General features: G+C 45.8%; 20 protein-coding genes and 1 riboswitch. Of the genes, 5 read left to right on the top strand and 15 right to left on the bottom strand.

The genetic code is table 11. The annotated features are described in order from the left end of the window. The gene (gene phrB, locus F995_RS12855) at nt 1-1,410 is read left to right on the top strand and encodes a deoxyribodipyrimidine photo-lyase (protein ID WP_004647262.1); all 1,410 of its coding nucleotides are present in this window, start codon (nt 1-3) and stop codon (nt 1,408-1,410) included. A 61-nt stretch (nt 1,411-1,471) separates the two neighbouring features. On the opposite strand, the gene F995_RS12850 is transcribed toward phrB, so the two are convergent. Together F995_RS12850 and acs are read right to left on the bottom strand one after the other, a co-directional pair. Beyond that, a complete protein-coding gene (locus tag F995_RS12850) occupies nt 1,472-2,653 on the bottom strand; it encodes an acyl-CoA dehydrogenase family protein (RefSeq protein ID WP_004647261.1) in 1,182 nt (393 codons plus the stop codon). A gap of 128 nt (nt 2,654-2,781) precedes the next feature. Next, nucleotides 2,782-4,728: an acetate--CoA ligase gene (gene acs / locus F995_RS12845; protein ID WP_004647260.1), complete on the bottom strand. Its 1,947-nt coding sequence runs from the start codon at nt 4,726-4,728 to the stop codon at nt 2,782-2,784. Nucleotides 4,729-4,997: 269 nt separating this feature from the next. On the opposite strand from acs, the gene F995_RS12840 reads away from it, so the two are divergent. Both F995_RS12840 and F995_RS12835 read left to right on the top strand, forming a co-directional pair. Further along, on the top strand, nt 4,998-5,576 hold the full coding sequence (locus tag F995_RS12840; protein ID WP_004647259.1) for a DUF805 domain-containing protein: 579 nt from the start codon (nt 4,998-5,000) through the stop codon (nt 5,574-5,576). Nucleotides 5,577-5,682: 106 nt separating this feature from the next. Further along, entirely contained in the window at nt 5,683-6,663 is a 981-nt protein-coding gene (locus tag F995_RS12835) for a mechanosensitive ion channel family protein (protein ID WP_004647258.1), read from the top strand. Here the strand turns inward: F995_RS12835 and F995_RS12830 are convergent. The 5 genes from F995_RS12830 to prfB form a co-directional block, all read right to left on the bottom strand. Beyond that, nucleotides 6,637-7,350 carry a 16S rRNA (uracil(1498)-N(3))-methyltransferase gene (locus F995_RS12830; protein ID WP_004647257.1) on the bottom strand — a complete coding sequence of 238 codons (714 nt, stop codon included), beginning with the start codon at nt 7,348-7,350 and terminating at the stop codon, nt 6,637-6,639. The two genes, F995_RS12835 and F995_RS12830, sit on opposite strands and share 27 nt — an antisense overlap. A 228-nt stretch (nt 7,351-7,578) precedes the next feature. Next, nucleotides 7,579-8,859, bottom strand: a complete 1,281-nt coding sequence (locus F995_RS12820) for a 3-deoxy-D-manno-octulosonic acid transferase (RefSeq protein WP_004647256.1) — start codon at nt 8,857-8,859, stop codon at nt 7,579-7,581. A gap of 82 nt (nt 8,860-8,941) precedes the next feature. Further along, on the bottom strand, nt 8,942-10,027 hold the full coding sequence (locus tag F995_RS12815; RefSeq protein ID WP_004647255.1) for an alkene reductase: 1,086 nt from the start codon (nt 10,025-10,027) through the stop codon (nt 8,942-8,944). Nucleotides 10,028-10,042: 15 nt separating this feature from the next. Next, on the bottom strand, nt 10,043-10,342 hold the full coding sequence (locus tag F995_RS12810) for an ArsR/SmtB family transcription factor (RefSeq protein ID WP_004281346.1): 300 nt from the start codon (nt 10,340-10,342) through the stop codon (nt 10,043-10,045). A 146-nt stretch (nt 10,343-10,488) separates the two neighbouring features. Continuing rightward, a protein-coding gene (prfB, locus tag F995_RS12805; protein WP_101627160.1) for a peptide chain release factor 2 occupies nt 10,489-11,584 on the bottom strand; the annotation gives its coding sequence in 2 pieces (ribosomal slippage) (nt 10,489-11,511 and nt 11,513-11,584; 1,095 coding nt in all). A gap of 500 nt (nt 11,585-12,084) precedes the next feature. Here prfB and F995_RS12800 point away from each other — a divergent pair. Together F995_RS12800 and F995_RS12795 are read left to right on the top strand one after the other, a co-directional pair. Continuing rightward, nucleotides 12,085-12,864: a putative porin gene (locus tag F995_RS12800; protein WP_004647252.1), complete on the top strand. Its 780-nt coding sequence runs from the start codon at nt 12,085-12,087 to the stop codon at nt 12,862-12,864. A gap of 175 nt (nt 12,865-13,039) precedes the next feature. Beyond that, entirely contained in the window at nt 13,040-13,840 is an 801-nt protein-coding gene (locus tag F995_RS12795; protein WP_004647251.1) for a putative porin, read from the top strand. 52 nt (nt 13,841-13,892) lie between these two features. On the opposite strand, the gene recJ is transcribed toward F995_RS12795, so the two are convergent. From recJ to F995_RS12755, 8 genes are all read right to left on the bottom strand, one after another. Then, nucleotides 13,893-15,593, bottom strand: a complete 1,701-nt coding sequence (recJ, locus tag F995_RS12790; RefSeq protein WP_004647250.1) for a single-stranded-DNA-specific exonuclease RecJ — start codon at nt 15,591-15,593, stop codon at nt 13,893-13,895. 2 nt (nt 15,594-15,595) lie between these two features. Next, nucleotides 15,596-16,252 carry a pyridoxamine 5'-phosphate oxidase gene (gene pdxH / locus F995_RS12785; protein ID WP_004647249.1) on the bottom strand — a complete coding sequence of 219 codons (657 nt, stop codon included), beginning with the start codon at nt 16,250-16,252 and terminating at the stop codon, nt 15,596-15,598. 14 nt (nt 16,253-16,266) lie between these two features. Continuing rightward, the gene (gene glmM, locus F995_RS12780) at nt 16,267-17,598 is read right to left on the bottom strand and encodes a phosphoglucosamine mutase (RefSeq protein ID WP_004281334.1); all 1,332 of its coding nucleotides are present in this window, start codon (nt 17,596-17,598) and stop codon (nt 16,267-16,269) included. A 123-nt stretch (nt 17,599-17,721) separates the two neighbouring features. Next, nucleotides 17,722-19,188, bottom strand: coding sequence for an IMP dehydrogenase (guaB, locus tag F995_RS12775; RefSeq protein ID WP_004281332.1), 1,467 nt, complete (start codon nt 19,186-19,188; stop codon nt 17,722-17,724). A 225-nt stretch (nt 19,189-19,413) separates the two neighbouring features. Then, complete coding sequence (locus F995_RS12770) at nt 19,414-19,779, bottom strand: YkgJ family cysteine cluster protein (RefSeq protein WP_080591854.1); 366 nt, start codon at nt 19,777-19,779, stop codon at nt 19,414-19,416. A 97-nt stretch (nt 19,780-19,876) separates the two neighbouring features. Next, on the bottom strand, nt 19,877-20,674 hold the full coding sequence (locus F995_RS12765; protein WP_004647246.1) for an oxygen-binding di-iron domain-containing protein: 798 nt from the start codon (nt 20,672-20,674) through the stop codon (nt 19,877-19,879). A gap of 183 nt (nt 20,675-20,857) precedes the next feature. Further along, the gene (locus F995_RS12760) at nt 20,858-21,433 is read right to left on the bottom strand and encodes a TMEM165/GDT1 family protein (RefSeq protein WP_004281327.1); all 576 of its coding nucleotides are present in this window, start codon (nt 21,431-21,433) and stop codon (nt 20,858-20,860) included. A 73-nt stretch (nt 21,434-21,506) separates the two neighbouring features. Next, a riboswitch (yybP-ykoY riboswitch) is annotated at nt 21,507-21,647 on the bottom strand. A gap of 129 nt (nt 21,648-21,776) precedes the next feature. Then, complete coding sequence (locus F995_RS12755; RefSeq protein WP_004647244.1) at nt 21,777-23,783, bottom strand: 2-oxo acid dehydrogenase subunit E2; 2,007 nt, start codon at nt 23,781-23,783, stop codon at nt 21,777-21,779.

The raw sequence follows: 23,783 nt of genomic DNA, 5'->3' as shown, positions 1-23,783 counted from the left end.
ATGCAACTGATCTGGTTTCGTCAAGACCTCCGCATTCATGATCATGCTGCGCTCTGGCATGCCACCCAGCAAGGCAGCTGTATAGCACTGGTGGTGCTCTCTCCTGAACAATGGAAGCGGCATCAGGATGCCCGGATTAAAATCGATTTTTATCTGCGCCGCCTCGACGTCTTAAAGCAGCAGTTAGCGCAGCTGAATATTCCATTAATCATTTTAAATGTTCCCTTATGGCAAGACCTGCCTGCTGAAATGCGAAGCCTGTGCCAAAAACTGCAGATTGATATGCTACATGCCAATATTGAAGTGGGCGTGAATGAACTGCAACGTGATGCACAGGTACAGCAGGTGCTGGAACAGCAGCAGATCCGGGTCGAGCTGTATCATGATCGCAGCCTGTTTCCACTGACCAGTATCCGCAATCAGTCCAATCAGCCCTATCAGATCTATAGCGCATTCAAGAAAAAGTGCTATGAACGACTGATTCAGAATATACCGGGCTGCTATCCTGCCATTCAGCTTCAAGATCCGCTTGAATTACCCGCTCAGTTGACCAGCTTTGATCTGGGAAAATTTGCAGTTGATTATAAGGTCGATCATATTGCCCAGTTCTGGCCTGCGCAGGATCAAGCTGCCTTTGAGCTGCTCGATGATTTTATCGGGGAGAAAATGGCTCACTATAAAACTGAGCGAGATCTACCTGCAGTCGATGGTACCAGCCGCCTGTCACCGTATCTGAATATCGGTATTCTCTCGATCCGTCAATGTATGCAGACCCTGTTTAAGGACGGATATTTCCAGATTGATAATATCGGTCAGCAGACTTGGCTAGATGAACTGCTCTGGCGCGAATTTTATCTGCATACCCTGTTTGATTTTCCCCGTGTATCCAGACATCGGCCTTTTAAGGAAAATACCGATAAAATCCAGTGGCGCAATGCACCAGATGATTTGGCTGCCTGGCAACAAGGACAAACCGGGATTCCGATTGTCGATGCTGGCATGCGGCAAATGCGAGCCATTGGCTGGATGCATAACCGGGTACGCATGATTACTGCAATGTTCCTGTGTAAAAACCTGCTGATAGACTGGCGCTTGGGAGAACGCTGGTTTATGCAGTATCTGATTGATGGTGATCTGGCGGCGAACAATGGCGGTTGGCAATGGTGTGCTTCGACCGGCATGGATGCCGTACCCTATTTCCGGATTTTTAACCCGGTCAGCCAGTCACAGAAGTTTGACCCGAATGGGGATTACATCCGTCAATGGGTGCCAGAACTGACACATCTGAATGCTAAATCTATTCATGAACCCTATGCTAAAAATCCGGATCTTGCACTGGATTATCCAAAACCGATTGTGGATTTAAAAGCCTCTCGTGTAAGAGCGATTGAAGCGTTTAAGCAAATTTAAAACCAAACTTTTTCATCCCGAATAAAACAGCCTCCGATAAAGAGGCTGTTTTATTTTTAGATCAGGAATAAAAACTCGGATCAGGCACTTTTCCAGTCAGCACCCATTCCCCCACTTCCTGATATTTATAATCGATCGGGTCATGCAAGGTCTGGGTGCGGACATTGCGCCAGAAACGGTCAAGATTGAGCTTGGCCGTGGTGGCCCGCGCACCCATCACCTGGAAAATATTCTGGGTAATATAGAGAGAGGTATTGGTTGCGGCAATTTTGGCTGTGGCAATGGCAACTGAGACTTCACCGCGCTGCTCAGCTGTTAAATCATTCCCAAGCTCCCAGGCTGCCTGTAAAGTCTGAACCGCTTTATCTGCCAGTAAGCGTACACTTTCCAGTTGTACATAAAACTCGGCAAAATGCTTCTGGATAAAAGGATCATTCACTGCATCGTCTGCCAGTGATTTGGACCAGGCTTTTTGGGTTTGTACGGTCTGCTTGGCGACGTCAAATGCCCCTTCTGCCACGCCCAAAAACAGATGCACAAAAATCAGCTGGGCAATCAAAGGCCGTAGACTGGAATATGGCGTACTCAGTGGACCGGGATTTAACAGCAATTCATCTTCATGAATGTTGACCTGCTCAAAATGGCTGGTACCACTGTCGGTCTGGCGTTGGCCCATATTGTTCCAGTCGCCCAGAAAGCTCACGCCCTCTCGCCAGGTAGGAATCACTCCTATCAGTAATTTTCCTGCTTCGTCATAACCTGAACACAGCAACATATCCGAATCAATCGAACCTGAGCAGAAGCTTTTATCACCATGGAAAATATATTCGTTTTCTGAAACTTTTGTAACTGTGGTGCGATGGTCCAGCGGATTTAGAGTATTACCCCAGAATAGATTATTTTGGGCAGTCTGTTCAAACCACGGGCCATATTGTTCCGATTGGGAAAATAATTGCACGGTCGCAATCAGCAAATGATGAAAGCCATAGACATGCGCCAATGAACTGTCGACTTGGGCTACAATTTGAATAGTTTTAAAAATGGTCTGCCAATCTGTCTCCTGACCGCCATACTGTTTTGGAATGGACAGGCCCAGCAAGCCACTCTGGCGAATCAGGTCACGTTCGGCTTTAGGATTCCCACCTTGCCGATCCCGCTCTGCTGCAGTCAAAGCAAAAATTTCAGCAAGTTTCTGGGCAATATCGACAGGAGACTGATTTAAATATGGGGATTGTGCATTCATTATTTTAACTCATGTTCAGCATGGAAACAGCTTAGCAGATCAGGGTACTGACCTGTATCCGAAAGCATGCAGAGCTTATGACTGATATAAAAATACCGGCAGAATGCCGGTATTGGAACCGCTTGAATTTAAACTTTATTACGCTGTACCTCTGCGATCAAATGATCCACCACCTGCGGTTCAGCCAGGGTTGAAGTATCTCCGAGACTATCCAGCTCATCGGCTGCAATTTTTCGCAGGATCCGCCGCATGATTTTGCCGGAGCGGGTTTTTGGCAAGGCCGGTGCCCAGTGCAAGGCGTCTGGTGTAGCCACTGGACCAAGAATCTTGCGTACCCAGCTGACCAGTTCTCCACGTAATTGATCTGAACTGGCAACATCAGCCTGCAAAGTCACAAAGGCACAAATGCCCTGACCTTTAATGTCATGCGGCATACCCACTACAGCGGCCTCAGCCACCGATTCATGCGCCACCAGTGCACTTTCAATTTCTGCAGTACCTAAACGGTGTCCGGATACATTCAGGACATCATCGACACGACCGGTAATCCAGTAATAACCATCTTTATCGCGACGCGCCCCATCTCCGGTAAAATAAGTACCGGGATAGGTAGAGAAATAAGCTTCAATAAAACGCTCCGGGTCTCCCCAAATGGTACGCATCTGACCCGGCCAGGAATCCTTAATCACCAGATTTCCCTCAGCTTCACCCTCCAGTTCCTTGCCATCGGCATCGACAATAGCCGGTTGTACCCCGAAGAAAGGCCGTGTCGCAGAACCTGGTTTTAAATCAGTCGCACCCGGCAATGGCGTAATCATAAAACCACCAGTTTCGGTTTGCCACCAGGTATCGATGACGGGACAGCGGCTTTCACCGACCACGGTGTAGTACCAGTTCCAGGCTTCCGGATTAATTGGCTCACCGACCGATCCTAAAATTCTCAGGCTGCTACGGTCACTTTCCCGTACAAAAGCATCGCCCTCACGCATCATGGCGCGGATCGCGGTCGGTGCAGTATAGAGAATGGTCACGTTATGCTTATCAACAATATGTCCAGTACGCGCCCAGCTTGGATATTGCGGCACACCTTCAAACATCACGGTGGTGGTACCATTCGAAAGTGGCCCATACAGTACATAGGAATGCCCGGTGATCCAGCCCACATCTGCGGTACACCAGAATACATCATCCTGCTTGATATCAAATGCTTCACGGAAGGTGCAATTCACATAGGTCAGATAACCGCCAGTGGTATGCATCACGCCCTTGGGCTTGCCGGTGGAACCTGAGGTATACAGGATAAACAGCGGATCTTCGGCATTCATCGGTTCGGGTGGACAGATGTCATTCACTGACATAATTTCCGTGTGATACCACAGATCACGTCCTTCCTGCATTTCAATTGGGTTACCGGTGCGGTGTACCACCATTACATTTTGAATCGAGTCTGTACCCGCCAGTTTCAGTGCTTCATCGACATTGGCTTTCAGTGGAATGGCCTTACCGCCGCGCATGCCGGAATCCGCAGTAATCACCATTTTCGCCTGACAGTCTTCAATCCGGCTGGCCAAAGAATCTGGCGAGAAACCACCAAATACCACGCAATGCACCGCCCCGATCCGGGCACAGGCCAGCATGGCAATCGCAGCTTCAGAAACCATCGGCATATACAGCATGACCCGGTCGCCTTTCTGAATGCCATTTTTCTTCAGCACATTGGCAAAACGGCAGGTTTCATCATGCAGCTCGGCAAAGGAAATAATCTTGTGCCGCGAAGGATGATCCCCTTCCCAGATGATGGCCGGTTTATAAGGATGTTCTTTCAGGTGCCGATCCAGACAGTTGGCACTGACATTGAGCTGACCATCGGCAAACCATTCGATTTTAAAATCGTCTTTGTTAAAGCTGGTATTTTTGACTTGGGTGAAGGGCTTGATCCAGTCCAGACGTTGCGCCTGTTCTGCCCAAAATTTATCTGGCTGTTCTATAGAATATTGATAACGTTCAAAGTACTGGTCTTCGAGCGTACGTGCTGTTTTTTTAAATTCTTCGGGTACTGGATAGATCTCTTGCATAGGTCACTTCCTTGATTTTGTTCTATCTCATCACGAGAGGTTAATGCGGCGTTGTTGATTGTTTTTTATGCATAATGGCAGTATGGCCTACTTATTTCAAATCCGGCAATCATGCTTTCGTCGTAGATTATTTATACAAATTCAATCAAAATAAACCACAACTTACAGTACAGAATCTTCTGCGCAAATGTGTATGATCTGTAGCACAGCCCTTAAAAATAAAATTGACCGCTTGTGGTTATTTCATCTGATTTAGCAGGATACGCTTTATGAAATCGCCTGAATCTCCCTACTTTAGCCCGCCTGCGCTGCCTGCATCGGATCATCCCCTGTCGATGAAAGGCCGCTTCGGACGCTTGAGCTTTATTGCCTGGTCGGCATTTCTGTATTTCATTTTTTTATTTGGCAGTATTGCACTGGGTCTCAGTATTGATATTGTGAATATTTCTACCCATTCTCTAGATCCCAACTGGCTGATTTCACTGCAAGGCTTGGCCAGTATCGGTGTACTGGTCATGGTTCTGGCCTATGTGTATTTCGCTTTAGTGGTGACCGTTCGCCGTTTGCATGATATGAACCGCAGTGGCTGGTGGGCGCTATTATTTTTACTGCCGGTAGTAAACATTTTTGTATGGCTTTATATCGTTTTTGGTTCGGGCGATCGAGGCAGTAATCAATATGGTCCGGCACGGATGACCTTGCTCTGGGAAAAAATTCTGGCCTGGCTGATGATTATCCTGACCCTGCTTAGCTTGTTGGGATCTATCGCTTTATTCAGTTATATGAGCGGTGAAGAACAAACCCCTACCCCCACGGAAATGATGCAAAAAACCACCAAATACTTTTAACAACAGCGCCGTTATTTTTAAAATTATCCAATGGTGACTTCGAGCCCTTATTAATTTTTTGCTGAACATCAGGCAAAATAGGCAAAATTTGAATTGTGGAATTTTTGTGGCAGAGCAAAACAATACCTTAAGCCAGGTAACTGAGGGCACCACGGAGTTGTTACATCAGGCAACTGAAAAAACGACCAAGACCGTGATTGAACATACCGCCAAGTATAATGATGCCTACAGCACCATTGACAAAATCATGGAGGGCTTCTGGGAGCGTGTGCCTTATTTCTGTATCGCACTGATCGTGATTACGATTTTCTGGTTACTCTCCAAAGTCTTCAAGTTTTTCGTACGTAAAACTTTGGAAAACCGTTCTTATACCCGCCAGAATCTGGTATTGGTCCTCAACCGTGTCGGCAGTACCTTTATTATTTTCTTTGGTATTCTGATTGGACTGGTGATTGCGGTTCCTGGCTTTACCCCGGGTCAGCTGATGAGTGCCCTCGGAATTGGTTCGGTCGCGATCGGTTTTGCCTTTAAGGATATTTTCCAGAACCTGCTCTCTGGTGTGCTGATTCTTCTCAGTGAACCGTTCAAGATTGGCGACGATATTATCGTGAATGGCATGGAAGGTACCGTTGAAGATATCCAGATTCGTGCAACCTTTTTACGTTCACCCGATGGCCGCCGTATCGTCATTCCAAACGCGACCGTCTACACCAGTGCGGTCACAGTCAATACCGCCTATACCCGTCGCCGCTGCGAATTCGTGGTGGGGATCGGCTATGAGGATGATATCCAGAAAGCCAAAGACCTGATTACCGCTATTTTAGATAAAGACCCCACCATCCTGAGCCAGCCTGGCTTTAGTGTCAATGTCACCGCGTTGGCTGACTTTTCCATTACCCTAAAAGCTTTCTGGTGGGTCGATACCACTGAAACAGGCACCGGAACTTCAATCAGTGCGGTGCAGGAACGGGTGATTCAGGCTTTTGCCGAGCATAATATTTCGATTCCGTATCCGGTACAGGAAGTCAAAGTCTATCGTGGTGAAGGCAATGATGATGCCTCAGCCCGCGCTAAACAGTCGACCTAAAACATAAGGAATCACGGTTTCTGTGCGGATAATACGGTTGCCCAGACTCACAGCCTGGCAACCGTTTTTGATGAGTAAATCGACTTCATAAGGAATAAATCCACCCTCCGGACCAATAACAATCGTACAGGGATGCTCAATCGCAAACGGCATCGCTTGCTCTGCATAAGGATGTGCCACATAAGCCGGGCAATCTGTACTAATCAAACCCGGCAAGATATCTTCAACAAAGGGTTTAAAACGTTTATACAGCTCGATTTTTGGAGCAACCGTATCCCCTGCCTGTTCTAGCCCCAATTCGATATAATGATTTAACTGCTGTAAAAATGGAGTTTGCCAATAGCTTTTATCGACACGGTAGCTATGTAGTAAAATGATTTTTTCAACGCCCAAGGTGACACTGTCCATGATCAGACGGCGCAGCACTTTCGGACGTGGCAAAGCCACAATTAAAGTCACTGGCAATTTTTCTGGAACAGCTTCTTCTTGCAGTGGTTTCAAGCGCACTGCTTTTTCAGAGATTTCGACAATTTCTGTCAGGTAACGCTGACCTTCCCGAATTCCGACTTTTAACGTATCTCCCACCTGAATCTGTAGATGTTGCTGTAAATGTTCCAGTTGCCGAGTTGAGGTAATGGACCAAAGTTCAGTTTCGGTTTGACGTGGGTCAAGCAGGACGATATTCATAAGGAAGATAAAACCAAAACATTAACATGCAAAATATTCAAATTAGGTATTATCGCCAAATTTGAAATCGTGTGTGGCGACATGGATGTTGCCCGCGGTACTGAGGTACAGGAAGTACCTTCAGTACCGCAAAGGATTTTTGCTACTTTTAATCCCTTAAAAGTAGAAATCTTCTACGAATGACCAGTTGTCTCAGAAAGGTAGATTGAGAATATGACTAGCACACACTTAGAGATACTGATCAATCACCTGAATATGCTTGGCAAGCGATCCCGTATTTAACTGCATAATTTGCTGCGCTGCCGCATTCAAGATTTCCGCCTTAACCTGATCTTGCAAAAGTTCCAGTAATACCTCTGCAGCCTGCTGGGCATCCTGCACCACTGCGACTGCGTCTGCCTGAACGAACTCATCCACGATAGTCTGAAAATTAAAATAGTTTTTGCCTAAAACAGTCGGCACATTCAGCGCAATCGGCTCCAAAATATTATGTCCACCACCTGGTTCATTTAAAGAACCACCCACATAACATGCCTGACTCAAAGCATACCAAAGCCACATTTCACCCATCGAATCGGCCAAATAAACCTGGGTATCTGCTTTAATATGTTGCCCTAGACTTCGACGCTGGATTTTCAATCCCAAAGACTGTGCAGCTTGGAACACCTCATCAAAACGTTCCGGATGGCGCGGTACCACAATACAGACCAAATATGGATCAGCTTCTAAAGCAGCTTTTAAAACACTCAGAATTTCTTTTTCTTCAGGAGCATGAGTACTAGCTAACGTGACGATCTTTCGCCCCCCTAACTGCCACTCCTGTTTCAATTGATCTGCCTGATGAATAAAGCGCTCGGGCGCAGTAATATCAAATTTGATATTGCCCAAAACTTGGGTTTTTTCAGCTGCGATTCCCAACTGGATATAACGTTGCTGGGTGGCTGTATCCTGTGCCAAAAGACCAGTTAAATTCTTGAGCATGCCACGGGTCAAACCTTTGACCTTGGCATAGCCTTTGGCGGATTTTTCGGACAGACGCGCATTCAATAATACACTTGGCACATTAAACTGGGGTGCCTGATCCAGCAGATTAGGCCAAAGCTCAGTTTCCATCAGCAATAAAAGTTTCGGCTGATACTTTTGATAAAATTCACGAATTAAAGTTTTCTGGTCAGCAGGCAAATACACGGCTTGAAACAAATCGAGATAAGGCGCTTTTAAAAAAAGTGATTTAGCGCGTGCCTGACCGGTTTTGGTGGTATTGGTGACCAGCACCGGATGGCCAAGTTTTAAATAATGTTCAATTAACGGTTGGGCAGCATTGGTTTCACCCACCGACACCACATGAAACCAGATGGCATGCAGGTTTTTGGGTGGCTGAAACGGGCCGAAACGTTCTGTCAGTTCTTGTTGTAATTGTTCAGGATCGGTCGCACGTTTACGGATACGCGATTGATATAAGGGTTTAACCAGCGCCAAGGCTGCGTTATACCAAAATGGAGTGGCCACATTGCGCCCCTGTCCAAAGATTCAATGAGCAGAATATAGCAGAGCCACATCAACATGTTAATCAATGTGGCTCATTTTTAGATTATTCTACTGTAGTTAAAGCTTCTGCTTCAGCCAATGTCGGATAATCAATATAGCCTTCCGCGACATTGGTTCCGATCATGTTTTCTAGTTTGAGTTCATTTAAAGGTGCATCTACCAATAAACGCTCATACAAGTCTGGATTGGCAATATACGCCCTACCAAAAGCCACCGCATCAGCCTTGCCTGATGCCAACAGCTCAATCGCATCTTCACGACTTAGTTGCATATTCGCAATATAAGGCACTCCACCTGAACGCTCTTTCATATATTCAGAAATACTGTCTTCAGCCAGATATTCACGGGTAAAGAAGAAGGCAATCTTGCGCTTACCCAGCTGCTCCATGGCATAGCCAAATGTTTCACGTGGATCATTGTCGCCCATGTCATGGTCATCACAACGCGGCGCTAAATGCACCCCTACACGATCTGCGCCCCATACTTCAATCAGTGCATCAGTTGCTTCTAGCAGGAAACGTGTACGATTTTCCACTGAACCGCCGTATTCATCTTCACGCTGATTGGTTTTGCTTTGCAAGAACTGGTCAATCAGATAACCATTGGCAGCATGTAATTCAACACCATCAAAACCGGCTTCTTTAGCACGAATCGCGGCTTGCTTATATTGCTCGATAATGGCATGAATTTCCGAAATTTCCAGCGGACGCGGCAACACATAAGGACGTTTTGGACGTAACAAGCTGACATGACCCGCCTGTTGTACTGCACTTGCAGAGACTGGTGTTTCACCATTTAACAGATCCGGATGCGATACACGACCAACATGCCAAAGCTGGGCAACAATCAGACCGCCCTTCTCATGAACCGCTTGAGTAACCTTTTTCCAGCCTTCGACCTGAGCATCGGTAAACAATCCTGGAGTATTTAAATAGCCATTGGCTTCTTCAGAAATCACTGTGGCTTCAGAAATAATCAGGCCAGCACTTGCACGTTGCGCATAGTACTCAACCATCATTGGGGTTGGAACGCGATCAGCAGTTGCGCGGTTACGGGTAAGCGGCGCCATGATGACACGGTTTTTAAGCTCTAACGCACCGAGCGTTAAAGGAGAATTTAATTCAGCCATCGTTACTCCCACCTGTTAAAGGTGTTGTTGTAGGTGTTCGATAAATTGTTGAATCAAAGTTTCATTGCGGGAGAAATATGACCACTGTCCATGCTTGGTCGCAGTGATCAGGCCAGTCTGCTGTAATACAGACAAATGATTGGACATGGTGGACTGGGAAACCTGGCCCAAACGTTCAATTTGACCTGCACAGACCCCACGTTGAAAGCCACCACACTCTTCCGCAGACAGATATTGCTCCGGAGATTTTAACCACTCCAGAATTTGTCGACGGGTCGGATTGGCTAAGGCTTTAAAAATTAGATCAAGGTCCATAGGCACATCACAATCAGTGGCGCAACGAAACTTTATTCAGCATCTGCGACCATTATATCGTATTTTTTCGATTTATATATCGAAAATTTTAGATATAATAATCACAATCTGCACAAGCTTTGTTACGCCAGCTTTTAAACGATTTCTTACAGGCCCTGTTTCAGGCTTGCTTCGATAAATTTGTCCAGATCACCGTCCAGAACTGCGCCAGTATTGGAATTTTCCACACCTGTACGCAAATCCTTAATACGTGAATCATCCAGGACATAAGAACGGATCTGACTACCCCACCCAATGTCAGACTTGGAATCTTCCAGTGCTTGTGCCGCTTCGTTACGTTTGCTCATCTCGAGCTCATAAAGTTTGGCACGTAACTGCTTCCAGGCGTGGTCACGGTTGGCATGTTGTGAACGCTGGTTCTGACAGGCCACCACAATTCCGGTCGGTGCATGGGTTAAACGCACGGCAGAATCTGTTTTGTTAATATGCTGACCACCCGCCCCTGATGCACGATAAGTATCGGTACGAACATCGGACGGATTGATTTCAATTTCGATATTGTCATCAACTTCCGGTGACACAAACACGGCAGAGAACGAGGTATGACGACGGTTGCCCGAGTCAAAGGGCGACTTACGCACTAAACGGTGTACACCAGATTCGGTACGTAACCAGCCATAGGCGTACTCACCTTCCACACGAATCGTCGCAGATTTAATCCCGGCAACATCCCCATCAGATTCTTCCATCACTTCTGCTTTAAAGCCATGACGTTCAATCCAGCGTAGATACATACGTAGCAACATAGACGCCCAGTCCTGTGCTTCTGTACCGCCTGAACCAGCTTGAATTTCCAGATAGCAAGGATTTGGATCCATCGGATTATTGAACATACGGCGGAATTCAAGCTTGGCCAGTTCTTCTTCAGCCGTGCTCAGTTCAGCCTGTACATCTTCTAGCAAGCTTTCATCATCCGCTTCAACCGCCAGATCAAGCAAAGCCTGTGCATCTTCAAGCTGGGTACTTAAGCGATCCAGCACATTTAATACATTTTCAAGCTCGCCTTTCTCTTTGGCCATCGCTTGGGCACGACTCTGGTCATTCCAGATAGTTGGATCTTCTAATTCACGCAGGACTTCTTCTAAACGCTCTTTTTTCAGATCGTAGTCAAAGATACCCCCGTAGTGTTTGACCACGTTCGTTTAAGTCTTTTAATTGGTTTAGATACGGATTAATTTCCACGTGAATTACTCTCAATCAAAATTAGGCACAAAATTCTTAGCCCGATATTATAGCACAGTCTATTTCCGCTATTTTAACGATCCATTCAGTCTAAGGCTCGAATGTCTTGAGCATTTAGACCTGTATTTCCCTCATCCAATTTTCAACATCTCATAGACTCTTTTGCGTCTTTTTATCCGAAATTTTTATCGGCTTTTTAGCCCCGTTTTATGACCGAAATATAATTTTGCAATTGATTTTATAATTTAGGATTTCTTATTGGTCTGTATAAAAAATCAGCGAATTCAATAGATTCCACAATATCTACACACTTTTAATAAAACACTACATTATAAATTTAATTTTATTATTCAGTCACTTGTTCAGCAAAAATTACACAAGATTACGCTATTCACATTACTGTAACTTTCCTTTGATTGACGATCTTTGGAATTGCTCTAGACTGAAAGTTGTAACAAAAAGTGTAATGTTTTTAACTCACGATTTGAGGGGTAGTAACCATGAAAAAATTAGCGATTGCTTCGGCACTACTTTCAGCAATAGCAATGACTGGTACAGCAGCACATGCTTACCAAGCAGAAATTGGTGCATCAGCAGGAGTGGTTGATCCTGACAACGGTGGAACTAGCGGTTCTTTCGGCGTTGATGGTACATATTACTTCAATCCAGTTCAAACACGTAATGCACCATTAGCAGAAGCAGCATTCCTTGATCGTGCTAGCAACGTGAGTGCGCAATATCAATATAATGAAATTGGTGATTCTGAAGCGCATCGTTATGGCGTAGGTGCAGAGTACTTCGTACCGAATTCTGACTTCTACTTAAGCGGTAACGTCAATGGCCATGATCTGCAAGACAATGATGATCTAGAAAATGATTTAACCACCTATGCAGCTGAAGTCGGTTATCTGCCAGCGCCAGGTCTATTGATTGCGGCGGGTGTGAAAGGTTGGGATAACGACAATGATGATGGCGTAGATCCAACATTGCGTGCTAAATATGTAACGACATTAAGCAACGGTAAAGACATCAACCTGGAAGCAGGTGCAGCATTTGGTGATTTAGATGAATACAATCTGGCAGCAGATTATTTCATCGACAAAACCTTGAGTGTCGGTGCTGATTATCACAATAATGATATTACCGACAAGAGCGAATTTGGTATCAATGCACGTAAGTTCATTAACCAGCAAGTGAGCTTAGAAGGCCGTGTCGGCTTTGGCGAACAGTTTAACAATGACTACAATACCTTTGGTGTAGCAGCGAAGTACCGCTTCTAATCTAAAACCAAAAATTAGTCATGCATAGAAACCCATCCTCGGATGGGTTTTTTTATTGCACTCTTAACAAGCATTTAGGTATTTTTTGCACATTGACGGGGCGAATATAAACTGTACAATTTGTTACAACTGTTCATCAAACAGTCATATTTTTATAACAAAGAGAGAAATCTAAATGCTTAAGAAACTTGCTCTTGCTACAGCGCTTCTTGCTGGCCTGGGAACTGCACATGCTTACCAAGCTGAACTTAATGTCGGGTATGAAAATACAGATATTGATAATGTTGGGGATCTAGATACATTTTTCATCAATGGAAAATATTACTTAAACACTGTTCAAGTTAAGAACTCTCCACTTGCAGAAGCGGCTTTCCTAAATAAAGCAAGCAATATTGGCTTAGGTTATGCAAATGCAAGCGGTGATGGCGATGAGGATATTGATGTATTTGGTGTAAGTGGCGAGTTTTATATTCCAAATACTCAATTTTATGTAAGCGGCACTATTAACCAGGTTGACTTTGCTGGTGAAGACAATACTGGCTATGCTTTTGAAGTTGGTTACTTACCAGTTAATGGCCTACTATTAGCAGCTGGTGCAGCTAATGAAAGCGTTGATCCAGTTCAGGTAGCAAATTATGGTTTTGTCCCTAACCTCTTAAATGCTGTTACTGTAGGTGATGATACTGCACTATCTTTACGTGCAAAATATGTGACTCAGATTGGTAATCATTTTGCCAATTTTGAAGGTTTAACTTATTTCGGTGATGAAACAACTTATCGTTTAGGCGCTGATCTTTATATCGATCCAACTTTAAGTGTGGGTGTATCAATCGCGGATTCTACAGAAGATGATTCAGATACAGTATTTGGTTTACGCGCACAAAAATTCTTTACACCTGCAATTGCAGCTGGCGTGAACTATACAACTACTGACGGTGCTGACTCTTTCGGTATTAACGGTACTTTCCGCTTCTAATCTCTCCGATTAAAAGCAAAAAAAACCGCTCACTCGAGCGGTTTTTTATGGCCTATTGTTCTAAATGGATAATCCGCATTTGCAAGCTGATATTGCCATTAAATACATTTTTATCCAGCTCATAGACCAATCGTGTATCTTTCATCGGGTCAAAGTCATATTTATCCGCTGCATTGAAAGCGATCGCATCCACGACCTGCCCATTCTCCAACGCCACACGTAACTTAAGATGCACATCTTTAAGCCAGCGATAGTCCATGATTTTGAACACACCATCAAAAATCGGTTGGGGGAATTTTTGCCCCCATGGACTTAAATTCTGTAATAAATCGACTGTTTCAATGTGAAAAGCAGAAGCTGGCAGCTCTCCATCCGTCCATAAAGTCGCAGTGAATAAATCCTCATCCATCGCACCAATCAGTACTTCAAAGACCTGCTTAAACTCGGCGAAATTTTCTTTTTTCAGGGTTAAACCGGCTGCTGCTGCATGGCCACCAAAATGACTGACTAAATGAGGATATTGCTCTGCCACCTGTTCAATCGCATCACGAATATGAATACCTTCAATCGAACGCGCCGAACCTTTGATATGAATCCCATCCTGATCCGCGGCAAAAACAATACTCGGACGATGGAACTGCTCTTTTAAACGCCCTGCTACAATCCCGATCACTCCCTGATGCCAATGTGGTTCGAACATGATCAGCGCAGCAGGTAATGCCGTCGCATCTAACTGGATTTTCTCAAGTTCGTTTAAAGCGTCCTGCTTGATTTTGCCTTCCACCTGACGGCGCTCGACATTAAGCTGATTCAGCTGTTCAGCCAGTGGATAGGCCATTGCTAGATCAGGAGCCAGCAGACATTCGATGCCGATGTCCATGGTTTCCATCCGTCCAGCCGCATTAATTCGAGGGCCCAGAACAAAACCGAGATCTTGGGCTTTTAGACCAGCAGGGTCACGTTTGGCAATATCCAGCAGTGCACTGATTCCTGCACGGCACTGCCCTTGCTGAATGCGTTTCAGACCTGCATCAACCAGAATCCGGTTGTTATAGTCCAGACTGGCGACATCGGCATAGGTACCGAGCGCTACCAGATCAAGATAATTGGTAATTACCGTACAGGATTTCCCCAGTTTCTTGCGATGGGTCGACAGATTGGCCAGCACATAAAATGCCACCCCCACCCCGGCCAAGGCCTTGCTCGGGAAATCGCAACCGAGCTGATTCGGATTAACCACCGCTTCGGCTTTTGGTGTCGGCTTGGTCGTTAGATGATGATCGGTAATGATCACCTGCATGCCATGATCTTGTGCCTGTTTGACTCCGTCATGGCTGGAAATGCCATTGTCCACGGTAAGCAGTAAATCAGGCGTGAAATTGACAAAGGCCAGATCTGCAATTGCGGGCGTCAATCCATACCCATATTTAAAACGGTCTGGTACCAGATATTCAACATTGGCGCCCATATCGCGCAGTGCCAGCACCATGAGTGCAGTACTGGTCGCGCCATCGGCATCATAATCGCCGACAATCACGATTTTCTGGCCATGATCAATCGCCTGATCCATCAATTGAATGGCTTCAGGCAAGCCTTTCATGGTCGGTGCCAGCAAATGCTTCAGCTTGAGCTCAAGTTCCTGCTCGGATTCCACCCCACGACGAGCCAGAATCTCGGCCACAAATGCAGGGACGCCCGGTAAATTTTCAGGGCGTGTCAGCAATGGACGTTGTTTGATTTCCAGTTTTTGCATGGTTATGGCATTAAGCGCTCTAAAGTCCAGCCGGCATCGGTTTTGCGATAACTTAAACGGTCATGCAAACGGTTGGGACGACCCTGCCAGAATTCATAATAATCGGGTTCTAGACGATAACCGCCCCAGAATACCGGCTTGTCCAACTGTTGCTGATTCGCGACCTGGGTATGCAAATCCCAAAAACGTTGCTGCAATTCCTCACGACTGGCCACGACGCCACTTTGCGGGGTACTGATATGTGCAGCAATCTGGCTTTCTCGTGGACGTTTATGATAATAATCGGTCGATTCTTCTTCCGATATTTTCTTTACACGACCTGAAATACGAATCTGGCGCTCCTGATCCTGCCAGTACAACAACAGTTCGGCATAAGGATTTTCAGCCAGATCCAGACCTTTTTGACTATCATAGTTGGTATAAAAGTCATAGCCCGCTTCAGTCGCTCCACGTAGCAATACCGTACGCACGTGCGGACGACCTTGTGCATTGGCTGTTGCCAAAGACATGGCATAGGGTTCATGCAATTTTGCTTCCAGTGCATGGTTAAACCATTGCAGGAACTGCATATGTGGATTCGGATTGACTTGCTGTTCCTGTAACTCGCCTTTTTCATAATTCAGGCGTAGTTCACTCAGATCCTTGATCAGATCACTCATCATCTATGTTCCTGTTAAGCGGCATTGGCACGCACAGCATCTGCCAGGCTGTTTGCAAGTGTGGTAACTTCAGCCAGATCATCGCCTTCGACCATCACACGAATGACAGGTTCTGTGCCAGATTTACGAATCAATAAACGGCCACGACCTTTAAGCTGCTGTTCGGCTTTTTCAAATTCAGCTGCCAGTGCAGGCACTGAATAAGGATCAAACATGGCATTTAAACGTACATTGACCAAGACATTGGGCAACAGTTTAAAGTCAGCCACAAGTTCATGCAGAGCTTTTTTCTGCTCAACCATCACGGTTAAAACTTGCAGGGCTGCAATAATGGCGTCGCCTGTGGTGCTCTTGTCTAAAGTCAGAATATGACCAGAAGGCTCACCGCCAATTACCCAGCCATTTTCTTCCAGACCTTGCAATACATAACGGTCGCCGACTTTGGCACGTAATAACGGCACTTGTGCTTTTTCCAGCGCCAGTTCCAGCGCCATATTGCTCATTAAGGTACCGACGATACCTGCCGGTTTTTTCGAGCTTTGAGTCGCAAGAATATAAAGAATATGGTCGCCATCAATCAGATTACCGGCTTTATCTACGAGAACCACACGGTCAGCATCCCCATCAAAGGCAATACCCAAATCCGCTTGATGTTGAATCACGGCTTGTTGCAAGCTTTCCGGATGCGTTGAACCACAGCCCTCATTAATATTTAAACCGCTCGGCTCATTGTGAATCGCAATTACACGTGCGCCCAGTTCACGGAACACTGCAGGTCCCACGTTATAGGCTGCACCATTGGCACAATCCACCACAATGGTGAGTTCATTCAGATCCAGATGATACGGGAACGTCGATTTACAGAATTCAATATAGCGACCGTTGGCATCTTTAACCCGGATACTTTTACCCAGATTCGCCGTATCTTCAATCACAAAATCTTTTTCAAGTTCCTGATTAATTTCGTCTTGTAAAGCATCTGGCAATTTTTTACCTTCCGCAGAGAAGAACTTAATGCCGTTATCAAAATACGGGTTATGCGAAGCGGAAATGACAATACCCAAGCTGGCATGTAAGGCACGGGTCAAGTGAGCAATCGCCGGTGTCGGTAGTGGACCTAAAAGATGAACATAAACGCCAGCGGCATTCAAACCTGCTTGCAAGGCTGCTTCCAGGATATAACCAGACAAACGGGTATCTTTACCCAGAACCACCAATGGTTTGGATTTTTTACTATGACGTTTTAAAACTTTACCAGCCGCAAATCCCAGTTTCAGGGCAAACTCAGGGGTAATCGGCAATTCGCCAAACTTTCCACGAATACCATCCGTACCAAAATAACTCATCTTTATCTCACTTCTTAGCGGATGATTGATATCACCCATTTTTTTCCTTGAGTCACACTTTACACCAAAATAAAAAAGCCGTCATTTGCATGACGGCTTTTTAAAATTTTAAATCACAGGAAATTAACCTACGCGATAGTTTGGTGCTTCTTTGGTAATGGTCACATCATGTACATGCGACTCAGACATACCGGCAGAAGTGATTTTCACAAACTTAGCATTCTGACGCAGGTCTTCAATCGTCGCAGAACCGGTATAACCCATTGAAGAACGTAGGCCGCCCATCATCTGATGTACGATATTACCCATTGGGCCTTTGTACGGTACACGACCTTCAATACCTTCAGGAACCAGCTTCTCGGCACCGGCCTTGGAGTCCTGGAAGTAACGGTCAGCAGAACCTGTCGCACCCGCCATCGCGCCCAATGAACCCATACCGCGATAAGCCTTGTAGTAACGGCCCTGGAAGAATTCAACTTCGCCTGGTGCTTCTTCAGTACCAGCCATCAATGAACCAACCATAATCGTGCTTGCGCCCGCACCAATCGCTTTAGCCATATCGCCAGAGAAACGGATACCGCCATCTGCGATTAAAGGAATCTGATCTTTCAGTGCATTGGCAACAGAATCAATTGCAGAGATCTGTGGCATACCAATACCCGCCACAATACGCGTGGTGCAGATTGAACCAGGACCAATCCCAACTTTAACTGCATCCGCACCTGCATCAAGCAACGCCAGCGCAGCATCACCTGTTGCGATGTTACCGCCAATCACCTGAACTTGTGGATAGTTGGCCTTAACCCAACGTACACGCTCGATTACACCTGCAGAATGGCCATGTGCAGTATCGACTACAATCACGTCCACACCTGCGTCCACCAAGGCTTCTACACGGCTTGGCGTTTCTGCACCGGTACCGACAGCAGCACCAACACGCAGACGACCCAGGTCATCTTTACAGCTGTTTGGATACAATTCAGCTTTACGGAAATCGGTTACCGTAATTAAGCCTTTCAGCTCTTGCTGATCGTTGACCACCAATACTTTTTCAATACGATGCTGTTGCAATAAGGCTTGGATATTTTCTTTCGATTCGCCTTCACGAACAGTCACCAGACGATCCTGACCAGTCATGATATTGCTGACTGGCTGCTCAAGATTGGTTTCAAAGCGTGTATCACGACCTGTCACGATACCCACCACTTTGCCGTCTTTCACAACAGGCACACCACTGATATTATTGGCTTGAGTCAGCGCAATCAATTCACGTACTGTGGTCTCAGGAGTCACTGTAATCGGGTCTTTAACCATACCCGCTTCGAATTTTTTCACACGGCGCACTTCTGCAGCCTGAACCGCGATATCCATGTTCTTGTGCAAAATACCGATACCACCATTTTGCGCCATTGCAATTGCCATACGGGACTCAGTCACCGTATCCATTGCTGCAGACACAAGAGGAATATTCAGGTTAATGCCACGAGTTAAACGTGTCTTTAGGGAGACATCTTTTGGAAGAACAGTAGAATAGGCAGGGAGTAATAGGACATCATCGAAGGTTAACGCGTCTTGAACGATGGTCAACATAACAGTCTCACTGGTAATTTCCGTGCACTATTATAAACAAATATCGGCTTAAATTTCATTGCAATTGCAAAATTATTTTTTTATTCAAGCTTCGTACACGCAGATCTATGTGGGTGCTAAAACAGTATCAATAATACGTCCGATCATGAAGTTCCCTATTTTAAAATATACCCCGATCATTTTAATGAAGTGAAAAGCAGAGCCTAAGCTCTGCTTTGGATGGATTTAGCTGACATATTCAAAACTGTCATCATTGTCGGCTTCATCAGTTTCAATCTGGACAAAGGGCAACATATTGTGTGCAATACGTGCCTTATTGCATTGCTCATCGGCAATCTGCACTTCTTTGCAGGATGAACTGCGCTGCTCATACATACCACAGCTGACCTGCTGGCCGATGGTGCCATCAAGTGCAATACAGCGTGGATTTTTTTGATTGGTTCCAGCCATACATGAATAGACTGCTGTCACAGGTTCGGTATAGTGCTCAGGCATATGAATTCCTTCAGCCCAATAAAACGAAACCCTGAAATAGGCGCAGCACGCCCCGCAGCTTAAACACGCATCCGGTTTTGGAACTTGAGACAACATTTCTTATAAGTTCTCATTATCAAAAAAAAGTTTTTTGGAGAAGAAATATAAAAAATGTTGTTTTTCCACACAAGAAAAAAATTATTTTTTGTGTGAACTATTCAGGACAGGTAAAAACCGTTTCATCCATCAGGTCAGTGCCGCATTCCAGCGTTTCAATCCAGTCCAGAAACTGGGTAATCTGCTCTTTGCCGATAAATGGTGTGCCATGCTGCGGCACAATCATCTCGGTTTCCATGCTGCGTACCATTTTCACCCAGAGACGAATCACCTTGTTATTGCACATATAGCGTTGATGGAAGCTTTTCATTTTTGGGATATGCGCGGCAAAGTTTTCCAGTGGCTTGGCGGCATCTTCAACCATGGACGCACCCATATCACCTGAAAATAAAATTTTGGCAATCGGATCATAAAACTGGAAATTCCCTACCGAATGCAGAAAATGCGCCGGTACCGCCACAATATGAGATTGGCCCAGTGGAATGATTTGACCATGATCCGGAAGCTCCACCAGACGGTCCAGCCAGTTGCCTTTCATCCGGTCGCTCATAAAGGCCGAGTTTAAGTGCGGCAAGAAACGCGCCCACAGCTTGGATGCCACCACTTTGGCATCGGTATATACCAGCCAGCGCGGCATGGAAGTGATAATGTCCGGGTCTTGATGTGAAGCCATGACATAGTCCAGATGGGTCAAGCGGGTGTATTTATTCAGTTCCATGGTCAGCGGCACATAGGTTAAATCACCACCCGGATCGAGTACCGCTGCGCGCTCATGATCAATAATCAAAAACTGGTTTGCCTGAACGCCTTCACCTTTGACCAGACTGGTAAAACTAATGCATTTATGTGTCCCATTATCAAACAGGACTTGCGATGTGGTGCGCTCAAAAACCATGTAAATTCCCCAATTTATAGTTAAAACTGCTGTTTTATACCCATACAACATATAAGGATTTAATAGAATTTACAATCCATAAAACCGACCATATCACGAGCTTTATCAAGCTTTTCAGAGGATTTAAGCATAAAAAATCCTGAGTTTTTAGCTCAGGATTCATGCAATTTGTTATTTTATAATTTAAAAGAAATAATATTGAACCAGGGTCGCGACACCTATGACCAGGAAAATGGCCGCGCCAATTTTATGGATCAGGCTGATCGGTAGTTTGTTCGCCAGTTTATCACCCAAAAATACCGCAGGCGCATTGGCCAGCATCATGCCTAGCGTAGTACCCAACATCACCCAGAAGACGCTGTCGAAACGTGCCGCCAGTGCCACTGTGGCAATCTGGGTTTTGTCACCAATTTCTGCCAGAAAAAACAAAATGAAGGTTGCACCAAATACCCCGAATTTTTGCCATTTATTGATACTGGCATTTTCATCACCCAGTTCATCCGGAATCAGCATCCAGACTGCCATCGCGATAAAGCCAATCGAAACGATCCACAGCAGTACTTCCGGCCCAATCACTGTGGTTACCCATTGTCCCAATACTGCAGAAAGGCCGTGGTTAATCAGCGTCGCCAATAAAATGGCAACTAAAATAGGAACAGGTTTGCGAAAACGTGCGGCAAGCAGCAATGCCAGCAGTTGGGTCTTATCACCCATTTCAGCCAGTGCTACGATTGCAGTCGACAGTAAGAATTCATACATGAGGTCTTTCTCTGGCTAGCATCCAATACCAATGACTCACCGCTCCTGCTAGCCAAAATCTGCAGAGTGGTAAATCAAAGGTCTTGCCAACAAAAGAAAGCTTGGAAAAGCTAACTTGGTTCTTTGCTATGATGACCATGCTCGTTTGAGCAAATATGTTGACCATCACCCTTCTGCTTTGCGCAAAAGGCGGCTACTCCCCAATGAAGTGCGTCAAGTATAGAATCAAATAGATTATTTTTCAATGCAACAGCAAAAAACCCTGCCGAAGCAGGGTTTTTCTCTTTACACCCTCTTTATATTTCTCCCAGAGGAAGAAAATAGAAGGCATATACATGATTTTTTAGATCAATAAAGTACGGATATCTTTAAGCAGCTTGGTCAGCTTGTTGGTGAAACGAGCAGCATCTGCACCATTGATCACACGGTGATCGTAGGACAATGAAAGCGGCAGCATCAAGCGTGGATCAAAGCCTTCACCATTCCAGACCGGTTGCATGGTTGCAGGTGAAATACCCAGAATTGCCACTTGCGGCCAGTTCACCAATGGCGTAAATGCCGTACCACCGATTGAACCCAAGCTAGTGATAGTGAAGTTCGCACCTTGCAGATCTTTCGGCGACAATTTCTTGTCACGCGCTTTTTGACCCAAGGTTCCTAGCTCAGTGGCAATCTGTTTAATTGACTTCTGATCTGGATGACGCAGCACAGGCACGGTCAAACCATCTGGCGTTGCGACCGCGATACCCATATGGATCTCGTTACGTAGCAAGACTGACTTACCATCATCGGCCAAGTGACCAGCAAACTCACGCTCTTCTTTTAACAAGTGCGCAACTGCTTTGATGATGAACGCCATAATGGTCAGGCTCAGGCCTTCTTTCTTGAAATTGCCTTTCAGTTCATTACGCCATGCTTCCAGTTCCGTAATATCTGCTGCATCAAACTGGGTCACTTGCGGAATGAAATTATTCAGCGACAATTGTGGAATAGATACTTGTTGCAAACGCGTCAAGGCTTTCTCTTCCACACCACCAAAAGCGCTAAAGTCTGGCAGTTTTGGCAGACCTGCGACTTGAGCAGCAGCGGCTACAGGAGCCGCCTGTGGCGTAGTAAGACGCGTTTTGACATACGCTTTCAGATCTTCTTTCATGACGCGCGCGTGTGGGCCAGATGCTTTGACGTCTGCCAGCACAACGCCCAGTTCACGTGCCAGTTTACGCACAGCAGGACCAGCATAGACTTTCGAGTTAGCGACATTCTGCTCTTTGGTCAGCTTATCGGCATTATCCGACGCCGCGACTGTTTGAGTAGAAGATGCAGCAGGTGCCGGTGCTGCTTTTGCAGCAGGCGCTTTCGGCGCTTCTGCTTTGGCTGCAACAGGTGCAGCAGCTGCTTGCGCTTCAGCTTCAATTGTCATCAGTGCAATGCCTTGAGAGACATTTTGACCCAGTTCCACATGAATGGCTTTAATCACGCCGGCTGTAGTGCTTGGCACTTCAACAGTCGCTTTATCTGATTCCACCACGATGATGCTCTGGTCTTTTTCAACCGTATCACCGACCTGAACCAGAATTTCAGCCACAGCCGCCTTGTCTACGCCTAGATCAGGCACCTTCACTTCAACATCACCTGCAGGTGCTGCTGGCGTTTGTGGCGCTTCAACTGCTTTCTCTTGGGTTGCCGCTTGAGCAACTGGTGCTTGAGGTGCTTCTGTCTGTACTTGTGCTGCCGAAACAGCCGTTTTCACTTTCAGAATGACCACACCTTCTTTGATCGTGTCGCCTTCTTTAATCTCGATGGACTCTACCGTGCCTGAAACCGTACTTGGCACTTCAACAGTCGCCTTGTCTGATTCCACCACTACGATACTTTGATCTACCTCGATTTCATCACCGACAGAAACCAGAATTTCACCGACAGTGGCTTTTTCTACACCAATATCAGGGATTTGAACATCAACCACTTGTGAGCTTGCTTGAGCCTCAGGAGCAGCAGAAGCTTTAGGCTGATGTGAAGCGATTTCCTGCATGATTTCCTGATCCGGCAATGAGGTCGGGGTATTTTCTGAAGTTTTTTCAGATGCATCTGCTCGCTGTGACTCTACTACATCCGTGCTGCCGTCTTCAGCCTGTAGCTCAATCAGTACCGCGCCTTCAGTGACTTCATCACCCTGGCTGACCAGAATGCTTTTTACCACGCCTGCTGAAGTGCTAGGCACTTCAACAGAGGCTTTATCAGATTCAAGTAAGACAATGCTGTCATCAATCGCAATCGTATCACCGACTTTGACCAGAATTTCGGCCACTGTTGCCTTATCTACACCAATATCAGGAGTCGTAATTTGCAT

The sequence above is a fragment of the Acinetobacter sp. CIP A162 genome, assembly GCF_000367905.1.
GTDB lineage: Bacteria > Pseudomonadota > Gammaproteobacteria > Pseudomonadales > Moraxellaceae > Acinetobacter > Acinetobacter lwoffii.
This window is presented reverse-complemented; position numbering and strand designations above follow the sequence as displayed.